Genomic DNA, 17780 nt, shown 5'->3' on the forward strand with positions numbered 1-17780 from the left:
CGTAAGGAGCGCTGATTCTAACCAGTGCGCAATGACAAAAAGATGTCATTAGATACAGTTGCACGCAAAGTCACTATCTGTATGTTTCATCTGAAAACAGTAAGCGCCGTTTCTTTCCCCATTCAGGCAATAAAAAAACGCCAAACAAATAATGTCTGGCGTTTTCGTGCTGACGCCGGCGCAAGCCGGCTGTCGCGATCAGGCGACTCTCTGGATGGCCGCCGCGATGGATTGCGCCCACTGATCGGCCAGCGCCTTGTCGTCGGCCTCCACCATCACCCGCACCACCGGCTCGGTGCCGGACGGGCGCAACACCACGCGGCCGCGGCCTTGCAGCGCCTGTTCGGCGGCGGCCAGCGCTTCCGCGGATGCGCCCTTCCAGTCGCAGCCGTTGTGGCGGACATTGATCAGCGTCTGCGGATAGGGCTGCCAGTCGCTGCAGGCGTCGGCCAGACTCATGCCCAGATCGGTCAGGCTGGCCAGCACTTGCAGGCTGGAGATGATGCCGTCGCCGGTGGAATGGCAATCCAGGCACAGGATGTGGCCGGAAGCTTCGCCGCCCACCTGCCAGCCCTGGCCGTGCAGCATTTCCAATACATAGCGGTCGCCCACCTTGGCGCGGCCGAAGGCCACGCCCTGCTTGTTCAGCGCCAGCTCCATCGCCAGATTGGTCATCACCGTGCCCACCACGCCGCCCTTGAGCTCGCCCTTGGCCGCGCGCGCCTTGGCGATCACGTAGATCAGCTGATCGCCGTCGTACACCGTGCCCTCGCGGTCCACCATGATCAGGCGGTCGCCGTCGCCGTCCAGCGCGATGCCGTAATCGGCGTGATGCTCCAGCACCGCCACCTGCAAGGTCTTGGGATAGGTGGCGCCCACCTTCTCGTTGATGTTGTAGCCGTCCGGCTCGCCGCCTATGGTCACCACCTCGGCGCCCAGTTCGTGGAACACCTTGGGTGCCACGTGGTAGGTGGCGCCGTGGGCGCAATCCACCACCAGTTTCAAACCCTTGAGGTCGCGGTCGTTGGGGAAGCTGCTCTTGCAGAATTCGATGTAGCGCTCCACCGCGCCTTCGATGCGGCGCACCCGGCCCAGCTCTTCGGACGGATTGGTCGCCATCGGCTGCTCCAGCATCGCCTCGATTTCCAGTTCGACGGCGTCGTCCAGTTTCTTGCCGCCTTCGGCGAAGAACTTGATGCCGTTATCCTGGAAGGGATTGTGCGAGGCGGAGATCATCACCCCGGCCTCCAGGCGCAGCGCGCGGGTCAGGTAGGCGATACCCGGCGTCGGCAACGGGCCGGTCAGCAGCACATTGACGCCGGCGGCGGAAAAACCGGCTTGCAGCGCCGCTTCCAGCATATAGCCGGAAATCCGGGTGTCCTTGCCGATCAAGACCGTGGGGCGATGCGCCTTGTCGTGGTCGACCAGCACGCGGCCGGCGGCATAGCCCAGTTTCATCACGAATTCCGGCGTGATCGGGAATTGACCGACCTCGCCGCGCACGCCATCGGTGCCAAAGTATTTACGGCTCATGTTTTTCTCTCGAATCCGGCCGGCTTCAGGCCAACCGCGGTAATCGCTACGCAGGCTATTGTGCGCCAGACACCGCGCTCAGTTCAAACTTTCCAGAGCATCCAGCACTTGCAAGGCCTGATGCGTGGCCTTGACGTCGTGCACGCGAATGATGCGCGCGCCGCGCCGCGCCGACTCCAGCGCCACGGCCACGCTGGCGCCCAGGCGCTCCGCCGGCACCGCTTCGCCGGTGATCGCGCCCAGCATGGATTTGCGGCTCAAGCCCACCAGCAGCGGCGCGCCGGCGGCGCGCTCGATCCCGGGCAGACCCCGCAACAGGGCCAGATTGTGCTCCAGCGTCTTGCCAAAACCGAAGCCGGGGTCCACCAGCAAACGCTCGCGGGCCACGCCAGCGTCCAGACACAGCCGGACGCGCCGCGCCAGGTAGTCGGCCACTTCGGCCACCACGTCCGCGTATTCCGGACGGTCCTGCATGGTGTCCGGATTGCCCTGTTTGTGCATCAGGCAGATCGCCGCGTCCGCGCCCGCCACCAATTCCAGCGCGCCCGCGTCTTCCAGCGCCGACACGTCGTTGACCAGGTCCACCGCGCCCAAGGCCAGCGCCTCGCGCATCACCGCCGCGCGGCGGGTATCCAGCGACAGCGGCGCGCCGATGTCGCGCAGACGCTCCAGCACCGGCAGCACCCGCTCCATCTCCTGCTCCGAGCTGACATGGGGCGCGTTGGGCCGCGTCGATTCGCCGCCGATGTCTAGAATGGCCGCGCCTTCGGCCAGCATCCGCTCGGCGTGGCGCAAAGCCTGGTCCAGCGCGTTGAAGCGGCCGCCGTCGGAGAAGGAGTCCGGCGTGACGTTCAGAATGCCCATCACCAAGGGACGGGACAGATCGAGCGTGAAGCGCCCGCATTGCAAAGAGGGTTTCATGATCTGACTGCGCTCATGGATGGGGGGAGGATGTCGCAAAAAAACCGGGCAAGCCTGTCTAGGCTTGCCCGGCTTCGTCGCTTAAGGACTCAGACTTCCTGCGCCGGATCGGCGGTCGGCTCGGCGGCCGGCGGAGTCGGTTTGTCTTCCTGCGGCTTGGCCGCGAAACCGGCGCCCGGCTTGGGCGGACGCGGCGGCTTGCCGTCCATCAGATCGTTGATCTGATCGGCGTCTATGGTTTCCCATTCCAGCAGCGCGGCGGTCATCGCCTCCACCTTGTCGCGGTTCTCTTCCAACAGACGGCGCGCCAGCGCGTACTGCTCGTCGATGATGCGGCGGATTTCAGCGTCCACCTGCTGCATGGTGGCTTCGGACAGATTCTTGTGGGTGGTGATGGAACGGCCGAGGAAGACTTCGCCCTCGTTCTCGCCGTAAACCATCGGGCCCAGCTTGTCGCTCATGCCGTAGCGGGTCACCATGTCGCGCGCCATTTGCGTGGCGCGCTCGAAGTCGTTGGAAGCGCCGGTGGTCATCTGGTTCATGAACAGCTCTTCCGCAATGCGGCCGCCGAACAGAATGGCGACGCGGTCCAGCAGATAACCGCGGTCGTAGGCGAAGCGGTCCTGCTCCGGCAGCTGCATGGTCACGCCCAGCGCGCGGCCGCGCGGGATGATGGTGACCTTGTGCACCGGGTCCGCCTTGGGCAGCAGCTTGGCGACGACGGCGTGGCCGGACTCGTGATAAGCGGTGTTGCGCTTTTCCTCGTCGGTCATCACCATGCTGCGGCGCTCGGCGCCCATCATGATCTTGTCCTTGGCGGACTCCAGATCCTCCATGTCCACCAGGCGCTTGTTGCGGCGCGCGGCGAACAGGGCGGCTTCGTTGATCAGGTTGGCGAGGTCGGCGCCGGAGAAACCCGGCGTGCCGCGCGCGATCACCTCGGCGTTGACGTCAGCGGCGATCGGCACCTTGCGCATGTGCACGCCCAGGATCTGTTCGCGGCCGCGGATGTCCGGCAGCGGCACCACCACCTGGCGGTCGAAACGGCCCGGACGCTGCAGCGCCGGATCCAGCACGTCCGGACGGTTGGTCGCGGCGATCACGATCACGGTGGAATTGGTGTCGAAACCGTCCATCTCCACCAGCAATTGGTTCAGCGTCTGTTCGCGTTCGTCGTTGCCGCCGCCGAGTCCGGCGCCGCGCTGACGGCCGACCGCGTCGATCTCGTCGATGAAGATGATGCACGGCGAGTTCTTCTTGGCCTGCTCGAACATGTCGCGCACGCGGGCCGCGCCCACGCCGACGAACATTTCAACGAAGTCGGAACCGGAGATGCTGAAGAACGGCACCTTGGCTTCGCCGGCGATGGCCTTGGCCAGCAAGGTCTTGCCGGTGCCGGGCGAGCCGGCCAGCAGGATGCCGCGCGGAATGCGGCCGCCCAGGCTCTGGTAGCGGGAAGGATCGCGCAGGTAATCGACGATCTCCTTCACCTCCTCCTTGGCCTCGTCGCAACCTGCGACGTCGGCGAAGGTGACGGTGTTGGCGTCCTGGTCCAGCATTCTGGCCTTGCTCTTGCCGAAGGAGAACGCGCCGCCCTTGCCGCCGCCCTGCATCTGGCGCATGAAGAACACCCAGACGCCGATCAGCAACAGCATCGGGAACCAGCTGATGAAAATATTCATCAGCATGGACGGCTCTTCTTCCGGCTTGGCGGAGAAGCGGACGTTGTTTTTGATCAGGTCGTCGACCAGCTGCGGGTCGTAAGGCGCGTAGGTGCTGAACGCGGAGCCGTCGGTCAGCTTGCCTTTCAGCCATTGCCCGCGCAGCGGGTGGCCTTCTATGGTCAGGGACTGGACCTTGCCGGATTCGACATCGCTGATGAACTGCGAATACTCAAGCTGATTCTGGGTATCCTGACGCTTGTTGAACTGATTGAATACCGTCATCAGTACCAAACCGATGATGACCCATATCGCGATGTTTTTGCCGATATTGTTCACGAGTAGCGGACTCCTCTGTGCCCTGACTTTTTGGTTGCTTGTCTAGATATTTGCTTTGATTGTACGCCGCGAGCCACTTTATGTCAGCGTCGGCCTTTGCCCAGCAGGTAAATTTCGCTGGAACGGTCGCGCGACGCTTTCGGCTTGCGGGTGACTACCTCGTCGAACAGCTCGCGCATGGACTTGAGATAGGCTTGGAAATCGCTGCCCTGGAACACTTTGACGAGAAAATGGCCGCCAGGTTTCAAATGATCTCGCGCAAATTCCAGCGCCAGCTCGCACAGCAGGAAACTCCTGGCCTGGTCGATGGCGCTCATGCCTGACATATTGGGCGCCATATCGGAAATTACAAGGTCCAATTCGCGGCCGCCGAGCAATTGCACGAATTGCGCCAGCACCTCTTCCTCGCGGAAGTCGCCCTGGATGAAGTCGACGCCGGGCACCGGGTCCATGTCCAGGATGTCGAGCGCGAACACCTTGCCGCCGTCGCCGACGATGCGCGCCGCCACCTGCGACCAGCTGCCGGGCGTGGAGCCCAGATCGGCCAGCACCGTGCCGGCACGGATCAGCTTGTCCTTGTCGTTGATTTCCAGCAGCTTGTAAGCGGCCCGCGCGCGGTAACCGTCTTTCTGCGCCTGATTGACGTAGGGATCGTTGACGTGTTCCTGCAGCCAGCCATTGCTGCTCTTGCTTCTAGCCATTGCGCTATGCTCTCAAAGGTGGGCAACAGGCCAGCCGCGCTATCCTGTTGTTTTTCATTTATTTTAGGTCCGGACTTTGGGAAAGCGCCCAACTCGAGTAGAATCGGCTTTTGCTTTGTAAATCCGTATTTCTCATGAAAATTGAACTCAAGCCGTTCCAGCGCAAGTATCTGCAGGGACTGGCGCACGGCCTCAACCCGGTGGTGATGATAGGCAACAACGGCCTGACCGAAGCGGTGATCCGCGAAGTCGCCATCAATCTGGACGCCCACGAACTGATCAAGGTTCGCGTGCTGGGCGACGACCGCGAAGCGCGCGTCGCCATGTTCGAGCAGATCTGCGAAGACCTGGGCGCCGCCCCGGTCCAGCACATCGGCAAGCTGCTGGTGCTGTGGCGCCCCAGCGATAAAGAGCGCATCGTTCTGCCCAAGAACAAGCAGGCGCTGAAGGGCTGAACGCCGTTCGCGGCGATCGCGCTTCGTAGAAAAGCGGTGGCATGCCACCGCTTTTGTTTTGTCCGCTCCCAAAAGGGAGCGCTACGGCGAACAGTCGCTTAATCGTTGCGCCAGACGTAGACCAAGCCCATCAGGCTCTGCACCAGATAGATCAGGCTGGAAATCGCGTGCCAGGTGGCGAAGCCGCCGCCGAACAGGCCTTCGGCCGCATGATTCATCTGCGCCTTGAGATTGGCGATGATGGGGGTGACGGCGAAGTGATTGATCAGCGTGCAGGCCAGCATGCCCATCACCAGCCAGAAACCGCTTTCCTTGACCCCGGCCGCGCCATTGCGGCGGATATGGTCGACCAGCAGGATAGCCCCGCACACCAGCCCCACCCAGGCGATGCTGGCGAACAGCTTGCCCGCCACCATGCCGGCGGTGACCCGGTCCAGCATGGCGAACAGCACCGGCGCCACGATGATGCCTATCACCCACAAGCCACCAATCCAGAACGTCTTGGCAATGGAACGCAACCCATCCATGTCTCAGCCCCTCTCCCGCGCCGCGCCGCGCGCGGACCGCCAAGCCCGCGCGCCGGCGGGATTCAGATGTATTTGACGTCGAGCACTTCGTATTCGCGAATACCGCCCGGGGCCACGACTTCGGCCACGTCGCCGGCTTCCTTGCCGATCAGCGCGCGCGCGATCGGGGAGTTCACCGACACCTTGCACACCTTGATGTCGGCCTCGTCGTCGCCGACGATCTGGTAGGTGACGTTTTCCTCGCTCTCCAGGTCCATCAGTTCGACGGTGGCGCCGAACACCACGCGGCCGTCGGCGTCCAGCTCGGCCGGGTTCACGATCAGCGCGTTGGAAATCTTGCCTTCCAGTTCGGCGATACGGCCTTCGACAAAGCCCTGACGCTCCTTGGCGGCGTCGTATTCGGCGTTCTCGGACAGGTCGCCATGCGAGCGAGCCTCGGCAATCGCCTCGATCACGGCCGGACGTTCCACGCTCTTGAGGCGCTGCAGCTCTTCTTTCAGCAGCTCTGCACCGCGCACGGTCAACGGGACTTTGATCATTTCAGAATTCTCTCCAGAGGCGGCATCCGCCTTCATCAAAAGCACAAGCCGCCGTACTGGACGGCGGCTTGAAGTAGCGGGTTATGGGAGGGATTGTAACGGCAAACCCCTCCCGCTTCCAAGCCCCCGCGTCAGGACTCAGCCCTGAATCTGGCTGTGCAGTTCCTGCACGCTGTAGACATCGAACTCCTCGGCGTGGGCCATGCCCACGCACACCGCCTTGGCGCCGGCCAGGGTGGTGTATTGCGGAATCCGCGCCTGCAGCGCCGAACGGCGGATGGAATGGCTGTCCTGAATCGCCTGGCGCTTCTCGTCCACGGTATTGATCAGCAGATCGATTTCCGAGTTCTTGATCATGTCGACGATGTGCGGGCGGCCTTCATTGACCTTGTTGACCACCTGCACCACGATGCCGGCGGCGGACAGATGCTTGGCGGTGCCGCGCGTCGCGCAGACGCCGAAGCCCAGGCGCTGCAGTTCGCGCGCCACTTCCACCGCGCCGTTCTTGTCGCTGTCGCGGACGGACAGGAAGACCTTGCCGGTCTTGGGCAGGCGGTCGCCGGCGCCCAGCTGGCCCTTGACGTAGGCTTCGGCGAAGGTCTTGCCCACGCCCATCACCTCGCCGGTGGACTTCATTTCCGGACCCAGGATGGTGTCTACGCCGGGGAACTTGATGAAGGGGAAGACCGCTTCCTTCACCGCGTAGAACGGCGGAATCACTTCCTTGGTGAAGCCCTGCTCGTTGAGGCCGATGCCGGCCATCGCCCGCGCGGCGATCTTGGCCAGCGGCGCGGAAGTCACTTTGGAGACGAAGGGCACGGTGCGGCTGGCGCGCGGATTCACTTCCAGCACGTAGATGGTGTCGCCCTGGATGGCGAACTGCACGTTCATCAGGCCGATCACGTTCAGCGCGCGGGCCATGGCCACGGTCTGGCGGCGGATTTCATCCTGCACCGCCGGGAACAGGCTGTACGGCGGCAGCGAGCAGGCGGAGTCGCCGGAGTGAACACCAGCCTGCTCCACGTGCTGCATGATGCCGCCGATCACCACGTTCTCGCCGTCGGACACGCAGTCCACGTCGACTTCGATGGCGTCGTTGAGGAAGCGGTCCAACAGCACCGGGCTGTCGTTGGACACCTTCACCGCCTCGCGCATATAGCGCTCCAGGTCGGCCGGTTCGTGGACGATTTCCATCGCGCGGCCGCCCAGCACGTAGGACGGGCGCACCACCAGCGGGTAGCCGATTTCCTCGGCCAGCTTCATCGCTTCGGCCGGCGCGCGCGCGGTACGGTTGGGCGGCTGCTTCAGGCCCAGTTCGTTCAACAGCTTCTGGAAGCGCTCGCGGTCCTCGGCGGCGTCTATCATGTCCGGCGTGGTGCCGATGATGGGCACGCCGTTGGCTTCCAGCGCGCGCGCCAGTTTCAACGGAGTCTGGCCGCCGTACTGGACGATGACGCCGAACGGTTTTTCGATGCGGCAGATTTCCAGCACGTCTTCCAGCGTCAGCGGCTCGAAATACAGGCGGTCCGAGGTATCGTAGTCGGTGGACACGGTTTCCGGGTTGCAGTTGACCATGATGGTCTCGAAACCGGATTCGCGCAGCGCCAGCGCCGCGTGCACGCAGCAGTAGTCGAACTCGATGCCCTGACCGATGCGGTTGGGCCCGCCGCCCAGCACCATCACCTTCTTGCGGTCGGACGGATTGGATTCGCACTCTTCCTCATAGGTCGAGTACATATAGGCGGTATTGGTGGCGAACTCGGCGGCGCAGGTGTCCACGCGCTTGTACACCGGGTGCAGGCTCAAGCTCCAGCGCTTGGCGCGCACCGCGGCCTGATCCGAGCCCAGCAGCTCGCCCAGACGGCGGTCGGAGAAACCCTTGCGCTTCAGACGGCGCAATTCGGCGTAGTCCAGTTCTTCCACCTTGCGGCCGGCCAGCGCTTGTTCTTCGCCGATCAGGTCTTCGATCTGGGCCAGGAACCAGGGATCGATCTTGCTGACCGCGTGGATGTCGTCGCGGCTCATGCCGATGCGGAAGGCGTCGGCCACGTACAAGATGCGTTCCGGTCCCGGCGTGCCCAGTTCGTGGCGGATCGCCGCTTCGTCGCTGGTCACCGGGTCGAAACCGGCCAGGCCGGTTTCCAGGCCACGCAACGCTTTCTGCATCGATTCCTGCAAGGTGCGGCCCATCGCCATCACCTCGCCTACCGACTTCATCTGGGTGGTCAGGCGGTCGTCGGCCTGCGGGAATTTCTCAAAGGCGAAACGCGGAATCTTGGTGACCACGTAGTCGATGGACGGCTCGAAGGAGGCCGGGGTGGCGCCGCCGGTGATGTCGTTCTTCAGTTCGTCCAGCGTGAAGCCCACCGCCAGTTTGGCGGCGATCTTGGCGATGGGGAAACCAGTGGCCTTGGACGCCAGCGCCGAGGAACGCGACACGCGCGGGTTCATTTCGATGACGATCATCTCGCCGGTGGCCGGATTGGTGGCGAACTGCACATTGGAGCCGCCAGTGTCCACGCCGATCTCGCGCAGCACCGCCAGGCTGGCGTTGCGCATGATCTGGTATTCCTTGTCGGTCAGCGTCTGCGCCGGCGCCACGGTGATGGAGTCGCCGGTGTGCACGCCCATCGGATCGAAGTTTTCGATGGAGCAGATGATGATGCAGTTGTCGTTCTTGTCGCGCACCACCTCCATCTCGTACTCTTTCCAGCCCAGCACCGATTGCTCGATCAGCAGCTCATGGGTGGGCGAGGCTTCGAAGCCGCGCTCGCAGATGGCCAGGAATTCTTCGCGGTTGTAGGCGATGCCGCCGCCGGAGCCGCCCATGGTGAAGGACGGGCGGATCAGCGTCGGGAAACCCACCTTGGCCTGCGCTTCCAGCGACGCTTCCATGGTGTGGCAAACAAAGGACAGCGGGCAGGACAGGCCGATCTTGGCCATCGCCTCCTTGAAGCGGCCGCGGTCTTCGGCCTTGTCGATGGCGTCCTCGGTGGCGCCGATCAGCTCCACCTTGTATTTTTCCAGCACCCCGTTCTTGGCCAGGTCCAGCGCGCAGTTGAGCGCGGTCTGCCCGCCCATGGTCGGCAGGATGGCGTCCGGACGCTCCTTGGCGATGATCTTTTCCACCACCTTCCAGGTGATGGGTTCGATGTAGGTGACATCGGCCATGTCCGGGTCGGTCATGATGGTGGCCGGGTTGGAGTTCACCAGAATGACTTTGTAGCCCTCTTCGCGCAGGGCCTTGCACGCTTGCGCGCCGGAGTAGTCGAATTCGCAGGCCTGGCCGATGACGATGGGGCCGGCTCCGATGATCAGAATGCTTTTGAGGTCGCTACGCTTTGGCATGGTTCTACTCTTTATGATTGCATTTTGTGTGCCGCGAAGCCCGGACGCCTGGGACGCCCGGCCGCTTCGCGGCGAATATTAAATCTCTGCCTTACAGGCTGGCCGCGGCCAGTTTGGCGCCGAAGCCGACGAACAGCGCGCCCACCGAGCCGCCCAGCGCCGCGCTCAGCTTGCGCCGGCGGCGGAAAGCCTGGGCCAGCCGGTGGCCGGCGACGATCAGCGCGGTCAGATACAGCGTGCTGCACACTTCCACGATCAGCCCCAGCGCGACGAAGGTCAACGCCGGATGCGGGTAGGCGGGATCGACGAACTGGACGAAGAAGGACACGAAAAACAGGATGGCCTTCGGATTCATCAGGCTGATCAGCAGGGCCTTGACGAAGGGATTCTCCTCGCCCACCAACACCGACTTAGCCTCGGCGGCTTCGCCGCGGGCGGCGCGGCGCCAGGCCGTCAGCGCGCCGCGCAGCATATTGAAGCCCAGCCAGGCCAGGTAGCCGCCGCCCAGGTACTTGACCACGGCGAACAGCGCCGGATTGGCCTTCAGCAGGCCGGCCGCGCCGGTGGCCGCCAGCGTCATCAGGATGAAGTCCCCGATGATGATGCCGCCGGCGCCGGCAAAGCCGGCGCGGGTGCCGCGCTGCGCCGCCACCGACAGCACGTACATGGAGTTGGGCCCCGGCAGCAGTACGATGAGCACGGCGCCCAGCAGATAGGTGGTGAGATCGGTAATCCCCAGCATGTTCCCGCTCCCCGGCTTAAACGCGTTCCGCCATCGAGGCGATGAAGCGATCGAACAGATAGGCGACGTCTTCCGGGCCCGGACTGGCTTCCGGATGGCCTTGGAAGGAGAAGGCCGGACGGTCGGTCAGCGCGATGCCCTGCACCGTGCCGTCGAACAACGAACGATGGGTGACGCGCACATTGGCCGGCAAGCTGGTTTCGTCCACTTGGAAACCGTGGTTCTGGCTGGTGATCATCACCCGGCCGCTGTCCAGGTCCTGAACCGGGTGGTTGGCGCCGTGGTGGCCGAACTTCATCTTGGACGTCTTGCCGCCGCTGGCCAGGCCCAGCAGTTGATGGCCGAGGCAGATGCCGAACACCGGCAGCTTGGCGTCCAAAATGTCGCGGATAGCCGCGATCGCGTAATCGCAGGGCTCCGGATCGCCGGGGCCGTTGGACAGGAAGACGCCGTGCGGATTCAGCGCCAGCACGTCGGCGGCCGGGGTCTTGGCCGGCACCACGGTCAGTTGGCAACCGCGCTCGGCCAGCATGCGCAGGATGTTGTGCTTGACGCCGAAGTCGTAGGCGACCACATGGAAACGGGTGGATGCCTGCACCTGATAGCCGGCGCCCAATTTCCACTCGCGCTCGGTCCAGGCGTAAGGCTTGTCGCAGCTGACCACCTGGGCCAGATCCTGCCCTGCCATGGAGCCGAAGCCGCGCGCCAGTTCCAGCGCGCGCGCCTCATCGACGTCCCCGGCCATCACGCAGCCGGCCTGAGCGCCCTTCTCGCGCAGGATGCGAGTCAGACGGCGGGTGTCGATGTCGGCGATGGCGACGACATTGTGCCGCTTCAGATAAGCGGACAAGGAGTCTTCGGCGCGGAAGTTGCTGTGCAGCAGCGGCAGATCGCGAATGATCAGGCCGGATGCAAAAACGGCGCGAGATTCGGTGTCTTCCGAATTCGCGCCGACGTTGCCGATATGGGGATAAGTCAGGGTGACGATCTGTTTGGTATAGGAGGGGTCGGTCAAAATCTCCTGATAGCCGGTGATGGCGGTATTGAAAACCACCTCGCCCACCGTATGTCCGGCGGCCCCGATAGCACTGCCCTTGAACACGGTGCCATCGGCCAAGACAAGGATTGCGGGTACGGTTGACACAAGCTGCTCCTATTGCGTTTGCGGCGGGTAAGGAAAAACCGGCTGCGCCGGTTTTTGTTGACCCCCTCCGCCGGCCCGGCCGCCTCGCTCGCGCAAGGCCTCCGCCGCAACAGATGGGATCTGTCCCTACCCTAAGTTTTCGAATTGCTTTATGTGAAGAACGGGACTCGATGCCTGGCGCATCAGTCCCGTTTGGTTAAACCTTTCTATAGTAACGCCGTGCCGGAAAAATCACAAGAAAATTCGATAACATGACAAATGAACCGTCATCAAGCCCCTGGACGAATCTGCCATTGCACGCTGGTCGGTCCGCTCGGTTTGCCCAACATCAGCATCAGCGGTTTCAAGGCGTCGTATTTTTCCGGCGGGCTGTCGGCGCTGCCGGCCAGCGAGAACGCCGCCCCCGGCTGCCACTGGCCCTGGCCGCTCAGATTCAAGGGTCCGTCCAGCGTCGCCACGTTCAAGGCCACGCCCGCGCCGGCGCCGTTGACATCCATTTGGTAGGAGCCGAACGGCGACAGCGGGCTCAAGGGCGAGGCCGCGCCCAGCCAGCTGAGCTGCAGATTGCCGGCCAGTTGCCCGCCCTTGCGGCTGAACTGGCCGACCTTGAGCTGCAGATCGCCGCCCAAGCGCGCCGCCTGCCAGGTCTTGGACAGATTCGCCAAAGCCGCCACCGGCACCGTCAGGTTGACGCCGTTCACTTCCACGCCGCCCCAACTCCACTCCAGCTTGCCGTCCTGACCGTCGCTCTCCAGCAGCCAGATCGCCCGCCCCGACAACAAGGCCTTGGGCTGAAAGCGCCAGCCTATCCGGCTCATCGGCAGCACTTCGCCCTTGTCGCCGACATAGACCAGCTGCGTCTTGCCCTGCCACACCGTGCCTTGCGCGCCGCTGAACTGCCAGCGCTCGCCGGTGGCGCGCAACAAGGGCAGCGACAGCAAACTCGCCGGCAAGGCGGCGATCAGGCCGGCCAGAAACAGCGCGCCCAATAGCGCGCCAATCAGCATTTTACGTTTCATGCGCCGCCTCCGGCGTGCGCCAGCAACGCCTTGATATGCACTTGGCCCGGCATCGGCTGCGCCTCCGCCCTCACGCTGAGCACCCGCACCTGGTGCTGAGCCGCCAGCACGCCGGCCAGCTTGACCCAGGCGTCGAACGCCATCGTCCCCTCCATCGCCACGCCGGACTCGCCCTCCGGGCTCAGTTGCCAGCCGGCCTCGGACAAGCCTTGGCTCTGCGCCACCTGACGGATCACCGGCAAGAGTTCCTTGGCCGGCAGCGCCGCCTGCGCCGGCTGGCGCTTCAGTTGCTCGGCCTCCCGCGCCAGAGACTGCACATAGCTCAGCTCGGCTTGCAGCCGGGACGCGGCGGCGCGGTTGCGCTCCACCGATTTGCCCGCCGGCTCCCAGACCCCGGCGTAGAGCACGCCGACGCCGAGCACCGCGGCCATCGCCAGCAGCAGCCCTTGTTCGCGACGGCTGCGCTGCCGCCAGTAGGCGGCGAATTGTTCACGGTATTGCTTCATATCACGGCTCCCGGGACAGGCTGAGTTCTTTGGTCCCCTGCTGGGTGGCGGTCACGTCCAGACGGATCTGCTTGGCCGCCAGTTGCCCGCGCCAGCGTTGCAGGGTTTCCGCCGGCACGTCCGCCACTTGCAGCTTGAGCCGGCCGCCGTCGTAGCTGAGGGAGCGGGTCTGCAGATCGCGGCCGCTGAGCGCGGCCAGCGCGCCCATCAGTTCCAAGGCGTCGTCGCGCGCCGGCAGGCCGTGACTCAATCGCAGCTTGTCCACCGCGCGCGTCATCGCCAGCGCGCTGCTGCCCGGCATCGCCTGACCGCCGATCCAGGGCTTGGCCGCGGCGCGGATGTCCGCCGACAGGCTTTGTTTCTGCCAGGCGTACCAAGCGGCCTGGCCCAGGGTCAGCGCCAGCTGCGCCGCCAGCAAGCCGCCCAGCACCAAGCTGGTCCGCCGCAGCGCCGGCCCCCAGTCGCGCCAGCGCCGATTGGCCGCCAGTTCGCCGTTGGCGAAGTCGAAAGCCTGTTGCGCCTGGCCCTGCCGCCAATCATGAGCGGCCAATTGCTTGGGCTCGCCTTGCCACGCCGGCAGGCGCGAGCCGATCAGGCCGGCCGCTTCGGCGCCGCACACGGTCAGGCTGGCCGGCGGCAGCTGCGCCGCCAGCCGTGCGAACAGCAGTTGTTCCGTCGTTTCGCCGCAGTAGGGCAGCCAGGCCGCGCGCGTGGCGCTCAAGCGCAGCAGCCAGCCCTCGCCGCCGCGCGCCACGCTCCAGCCGTCGCGCGCCGGCGGCGGCAACAGGCTTTCTTCCGGCAGGATGCGGTCGCACAGCCGCCCGGCGCTCTTGAGCATGGCCACGGCGCGGCGCACCGGAAAAGCCTCGGTCACCGCCACCGCTCGGCTGCCGTCCGGCAACTCCCCGCCGATGGCGTAAAGATTGGCGGAGGGATCGTTGATCAAGCCTTCTTCCAGGGCGAAGCCCATCATCGCCGCCGTCGGCTGTTTGACCGAGGCCGGCAACCGCGCCTGGGTGAACAGGGTGCGGCCAGCGGGCAGGATCAATTCGCAGCGATCGGCGCGCGGCCAGCCGGCCGGCGCGCTGTCGCCCTGAGCGCTGAGTTCGCCGCGCGCGCCCAATAGGGCCCAGGGCAGCCCCGGTTCGCTATCGGGCCAACCGGCCCGCAGATACAGTCTAAGCGTTGTCATTCTGGTTTCCGTTTCCCCTGGCCGGCGGCGGACGTCCCGCGCCGTCTTGCCGCCACAGCGTCTTCACCACGTTCATATTGCTGTAGATCAGCGCCCGCATTTCCAGCCGCGCCCGCTCCAGCCGGGCCGAGCTGTCCAGCATGAAGTAATTGGACGCCGCCGCGATATCGGTGTCGGCGATGATGCCCGGCGCCGGCAGCCGCGCCTTGAAATCGTTGGCGTCCTTGTAGTAATTGACCTTGCGCTGATTGAGCAGCACCAGCAGATTGCCTTCGCCCACGCCCGGCAGCAGCGTCTTCATCACCGCCGGCGTGGCGGTGTTGATGTTGATCTGGCTGACGTCGGCCGGCAAGGCGGCCACATGCGGCAGCAGCTTGTCCAAGACCTCCGGGGTGTAGCCCGGCAGCCAGCGCAGCATCTCCACCCGCAGCAAGGGGTAGCCGGGCAGGGCCGCGCCCGGCTCCGGCGGCCGGCCCTCTCCCGCCGGCTGGCTGGCGTCCTCCGGATCCTTGCCGCCGCGCAGTTGCTTGACCAGCGGTTCGGACAAGCGCGTGGGCAGGCCCAGCGTGGTCAATAGCCGCTTGTAGAACACCAGCTGGCGCGCATTGGTCTGACCGTTCTGCACCAGCGAATTCAGATTGAAGCGCCCTTGCAGATCGCTCAGCCGGCCGGACACGGTCACGCCCTGGGCCTCGGTCTGCGGCAAGGGCTGGGCCCACAGCTGCGACAGGGCCACCACGCCGTTGCCGGCCGCGCCGTTGTTGAAGCGCAGGATTTCCATCGCCCAGCCCAGGCCGGCGTCGGCCACCAGGCGCAGCTGGGCGCGATTGCGGTCGTTGTCGAGCTGGTGCCACCACAGGCCTTGCTGCCACAGCACCAGCGAGGCGGCGGTGGTGGCCAGCGCCACGATCAGCAAGGCCATGATTACCGCCATGCCGCGTTGCTTCCGGCTTCCCGGCGTCCTCATGGCAGCGACCATATCCGTTTCGCCCATTCATTGCCCGGCATGCGGATGCGCATTTCCAGCGCGCGCGGGCTGTGCGCCGGGCTGGCCTCGCGAGGCGGCCAGTTGTCCAGCCAATTGCCGTCGTCCAGCAGCACGCGCCAGCGCACCGCGGCGTCCTTGCCCAAGAGCACGTAGGCGGTCGGCGCCGCGCCCTGGGCGTCGCCCGCCGCCCAGCTGAGGCCCTGAGCGCCGGCATGGTAGCTGATGCGCTCCTGGCCGCCGGGATAGCGGGCGGAAAAACTCTGCAAGGTCAGCGTCTGGCCGTCGCCGTCGCTTTGCAGCAATAGCTGGCTGCCGCCCAGACTGGGCCCTTGCCCTTGCCCTTGCGTCGGCGCCGGCATCTGGCCGGTCAGATCTCCCTCCAGCCGCCGGAAGGCGCGCGCGGCGTCCACCCATTGCTCGCTGGTCTGCATCAGCCGCTCGCGCGAGATCAGCAAGGAGCCGAAAGCCTTGTAGCCCAGCACCGACAAGATGGCGAGCAAGCTCATCGCCACCAGGATCTCGATCAAGGTCATGCCGTCCTGCCGACCGCGCATCACGAACCGCCTCCGGCGTTCATCCGCAGATAGCCGGTCATCTCGGCCAGCACGTAACGGCCGTCGCCCTGCGCCAGCACGCGCACCACCACCTTGCGGAAATTGGGATTGGGCGTCTGGCTGATCACGCGCTGCCAACGCCAGCGCGCGCCGTCGTCGTCCAGCTCTCCCGCCTGTTCGCCCACGTCCGGCCATTCGCGGCGCGCCTGCATCAGCGCGATCATGTTCTGCGCTTCCCAAGCGGCCTGCATTCGGCGCTTCATGCCTTCGCCGTTGTCGGCGGCCAGGCCAGTGGCGCGCAACAGCGCGCCCAGCGCCACCGCGATGATGGCCAGCGCCACCAGCACTTCAAACAAGGTAAAGCCGCGCTCGCGCTTCATGAGCCTTCGTCCACCCGGCTGCGGCCCAGCGGCGACAGGGTCACGGCCAGGCCGCGCGTCTCGGTCTTGATCTGCAGGGCCAGCGCGTTGGCGCGCCCGTCCTGCCACAAGGGCAGCGGCCGTCCCGCCGGCCAGGGCTGGCCGTCCAGCAACAAAGCGCCGCCGTGTACGCCCTCCGGCCACAGCCGGTCGGCCAGCAGCTCGTCGTTGGCGCCGCCCCATTCGCCGTTGTCGCCGCGGCGCCGGAAGCCGTAACCCTTGGCGTCCCACATCAGGGCCAGCGGATCCCCCATTTCGGCGGCGTCCGCCGCCTGCTCCAGCACCCGCGCCAAGCGGTAGGCCTCGTCCGAAGCCTGGCGATGCGTGTCCGGCCGCATGCTGAGCGTCACCGTGGTGGCCAGTACGCCGATGATCAGCATCACCACCATCACCTCGATCAGGGTGAAGCCGCGCGCCGGAACGGAAGAGCCCATCAACGACTCCGGTCTTACTTGACCGCGTCCCAGTTGCCGATGTCGGCGTCCACGCCCTCGCCGCCCGGCTCGCCGTCGGCGCCGAAGCTCCAGATGTCGATCTCGCCGTGCGTGCCCGGGTTGGCGTACTGGTAGGGATTGCCCCACGGGTCCTTGGGCAGGCGCTCCAGGTAGCCGCCCGGCTTCCAGTTCTTCGGCTCCGGCGCCGAGGTCGGCTTCTGCACCAGCGCCTGCAGGCCCTGCTCGCTGCTGGGGTAGCGGCCGTTGTCCAGACGATACAGTTTCAGGGCCTGGCTCAAAGCGCCCAGATCCTGCTTGGCGGCGACGGCGCGCGCCTCGTCCGGACGGCTCATCACCTTGGGCACCACCAACGCCGCGAGTACGCCGAGAATCACGATCACCACCATGATTTCGATCAGGGTGAAGCCTCGCTGGGCCGCTTTGGAAAGGTGTCGCATATCTACTCCTACTACCGAGGTTTCAAAGGGTCAAAACAGGGAGGGGCCGTCGCCGGACAACTCCCAGACGCCGGCGGGTCCGGCATTGGCCGGCTTGAGCTGGCCCAGCTTTCTCAACTCGCTCGCCGCCCAGCTCATATCGTATTGCCAGGTGTAGAACAACTCGGTGCCTTCCAGCTCGCGAGCGCGCGCATGCCAGATGTGTTTGGCCACCGTCAGCCGGTCCGCCTTGCCGCCGTGCGCGGCCAGCGCTTCCAACACCCATTGCTGTAAAACTGCCTTGTGAGACATTCCGTGCTT

The 17780-nt window shown here is 65.2% G+C and carries 19 protein-coding genes; 1 reads left to right on the forward strand and 18 read right to left on the reverse strand.

All coding sequences use genetic code 11. The features are described from left to right. Positions 1–198: 198 nt before the first annotated feature. The 4 genes from glmM to rlmE all read right to left on the reverse strand — a co-directional run bounded on the left by glmM (position 199) and on the right by rlmE (position 5155). The gene (gene glmM / locus DB032_RS17270; RefSeq protein ID WP_107800554.1) at positions 199–1533 is read right to left on the reverse strand and encodes a phosphoglucosamine mutase; all 1335 of its coding nucleotides are present in this window, start codon (positions 1531–1533) and stop codon (positions 199–201) included. Positions 1534–1611: 78 nt separating this feature from the next. Next, positions 1612–2454, reverse strand: coding sequence for a dihydropteroate synthase (gene folP, locus DB032_RS17275; protein WP_107800555.1), 843 nt, complete (start codon positions 2452–2454; stop codon positions 1612–1614). Positions 2455–2543: 89 nt separating this feature from the next. Then, positions 2544–4454 (reverse strand): ATP-dependent zinc metalloprotease FtsH, encoded by a 1911-nt coding sequence (gene ftsH, locus DB032_RS17280; RefSeq protein ID WP_107800556.1) that lies wholly within the window; start codon positions 4452–4454, stop codon positions 2544–2546. Positions 4455–4537: 83 nt separating this feature from the next. Further along, a complete protein-coding gene (gene rlmE, locus DB032_RS17285) occupies positions 4538–5155 on the reverse strand; it encodes a 23S rRNA (uridine(2552)-2'-O)-methyltransferase RlmE (RefSeq protein WP_107800557.1) in 618 nt (205 codons plus the stop codon). Positions 5156–5289: 134 nt separating this feature from the next. Between rlmE and yhbY the strand changes: the two genes are divergently transcribed. Next, positions 5290–5610 carry a ribosome assembly RNA-binding protein YhbY gene (gene yhbY / locus DB032_RS17290; RefSeq protein ID WP_107800558.1) on the forward strand — a complete coding sequence of 107 codons (321 nt, stop codon included), beginning with the start codon at positions 5290–5292 and terminating at the stop codon, positions 5608–5610. A gap of 98 nt (positions 5611–5708) precedes the next feature. Here yhbY and DB032_RS17295 read toward each other — a convergent pair whose 3' ends face one another. The 14 genes from DB032_RS17295 to DB032_RS17360 form a co-directional block, all read right to left on the reverse strand. After that, positions 5709–6137 carry a DUF4149 domain-containing protein gene (locus DB032_RS17295; protein ID WP_043591328.1) on the reverse strand — a complete coding sequence of 143 codons (429 nt, stop codon included), beginning with the start codon at positions 6135–6137 and terminating at the stop codon, positions 5709–5711. Positions 6138–6199: 62 nt separating this feature from the next. Then, positions 6200–6676 carry a transcription elongation factor GreA gene (gene greA, locus DB032_RS17300; RefSeq protein WP_048414210.1) on the reverse strand — a complete coding sequence of 159 codons (477 nt, stop codon included), beginning with the start codon at positions 6674–6676 and terminating at the stop codon, positions 6200–6202. Positions 6677–6814: 138 nt separating this feature from the next. Beyond that, positions 6815–10024: a carbamoyl-phosphate synthase large subunit gene (gene carB / locus DB032_RS17305; RefSeq protein WP_107800559.1), complete on the reverse strand. Its 3210-nt coding sequence runs from the start codon at positions 10022–10024 to the stop codon at positions 6815–6817. A gap of 91 nt (positions 10025–10115) precedes the next feature. Further along, positions 10116–10766 (reverse strand): leucine efflux protein LeuE, encoded by a 651-nt coding sequence (gene leuE, locus DB032_RS17310; RefSeq protein ID WP_107800560.1) that lies wholly within the window; start codon positions 10764–10766, stop codon positions 10116–10118. Positions 10767–10782: 16 nt separating this feature from the next. Beyond that, on the reverse strand, positions 10783–11910 hold the full coding sequence (gene carA, locus DB032_RS17315) for a glutamine-hydrolyzing carbamoyl-phosphate synthase small subunit (protein WP_107800561.1): 1128 nt from the start codon (positions 11908–11910) through the stop codon (positions 10783–10785). A 269-nt stretch (positions 11911–12179) separates the two neighbouring features. After that, a complete protein-coding gene (locus DB032_RS17320; protein ID WP_107800562.1) occupies positions 12180–12929 on the reverse strand; it encodes a type II secretion system protein N in 750 nt (249 codons plus the stop codon). Then, positions 12926–13435, reverse strand: coding sequence for a type II secretion system protein GspM (gene gspM / locus DB032_RS17325; protein ID WP_107800563.1), 510 nt, complete (start codon positions 13433–13435; stop codon positions 12926–12928). Before gspM ends, DB032_RS17320 begins: the two co-directional genes overlap by 4 nt. Position 13436: 1 nt before the next feature. Then, positions 13437–14627, reverse strand: a complete 1191-nt coding sequence (gspL, locus tag DB032_RS17330) for a type II secretion system protein GspL (RefSeq protein WP_107800564.1) — start codon at positions 14625–14627, stop codon at positions 13437–13439. Further along, complete coding sequence (gene gspK, locus DB032_RS17335; RefSeq protein ID WP_158274337.1) at positions 14614–15561, reverse strand: type II secretion system minor pseudopilin GspK; 948 nt, start codon at positions 15559–15561, stop codon at positions 14614–14616. Before gspK ends, gspL begins: the two co-directional genes overlap by 14 nt. 29 nt (positions 15562–15590) lie before the next feature. Further along, complete coding sequence (locus DB032_RS17340; protein WP_107800566.1) at positions 15591–16169, reverse strand: type II secretion system protein GspJ; 579 nt, start codon at positions 16167–16169, stop codon at positions 15591–15593. Beyond that, positions 16169–16549 carry a type II secretion system minor pseudopilin GspI gene (gene gspI, locus DB032_RS17345; RefSeq protein WP_107800567.1) on the reverse strand — a complete coding sequence of 127 codons (381 nt, stop codon included), beginning with the start codon at positions 16547–16549 and terminating at the stop codon, positions 16169–16171. Before gspI ends, DB032_RS17340 begins: the two co-directional genes overlap by 1 nt. Beyond that, positions 16546–17022: a prepilin-type N-terminal cleavage/methylation domain-containing protein gene (locus DB032_RS17350; protein WP_107800568.1), complete on the reverse strand. Its 477-nt coding sequence runs from the start codon at positions 17020–17022 to the stop codon at positions 16546–16548. Before DB032_RS17350 ends, gspI begins: the two co-directional genes overlap by 4 nt. 14 nt (positions 17023–17036) lie before the next feature. Then, entirely contained in the window at positions 17037–17480 is a 444-nt protein-coding gene (gspG, locus tag DB032_RS17355; protein WP_019100905.1) for a type II secretion system major pseudopilin GspG, read from the reverse strand. 30 nt (positions 17481–17510) lie between these two features. Beyond that, positions 17511–17771 (reverse strand): hypothetical protein, encoded by a 261-nt coding sequence (locus DB032_RS17360; RefSeq protein ID WP_107800569.1) that lies wholly within the window; start codon positions 17769–17771, stop codon positions 17511–17513. Positions 17772–17780 lie beyond the last annotated feature (9 nt).

It is taken from the genome of Chromobacterium sp. Panama, assembly GCF_003052555.1.
Lineage (GTDB): Bacteria > Pseudomonadota > Gammaproteobacteria > Burkholderiales > Chromobacteriaceae > Chromobacterium.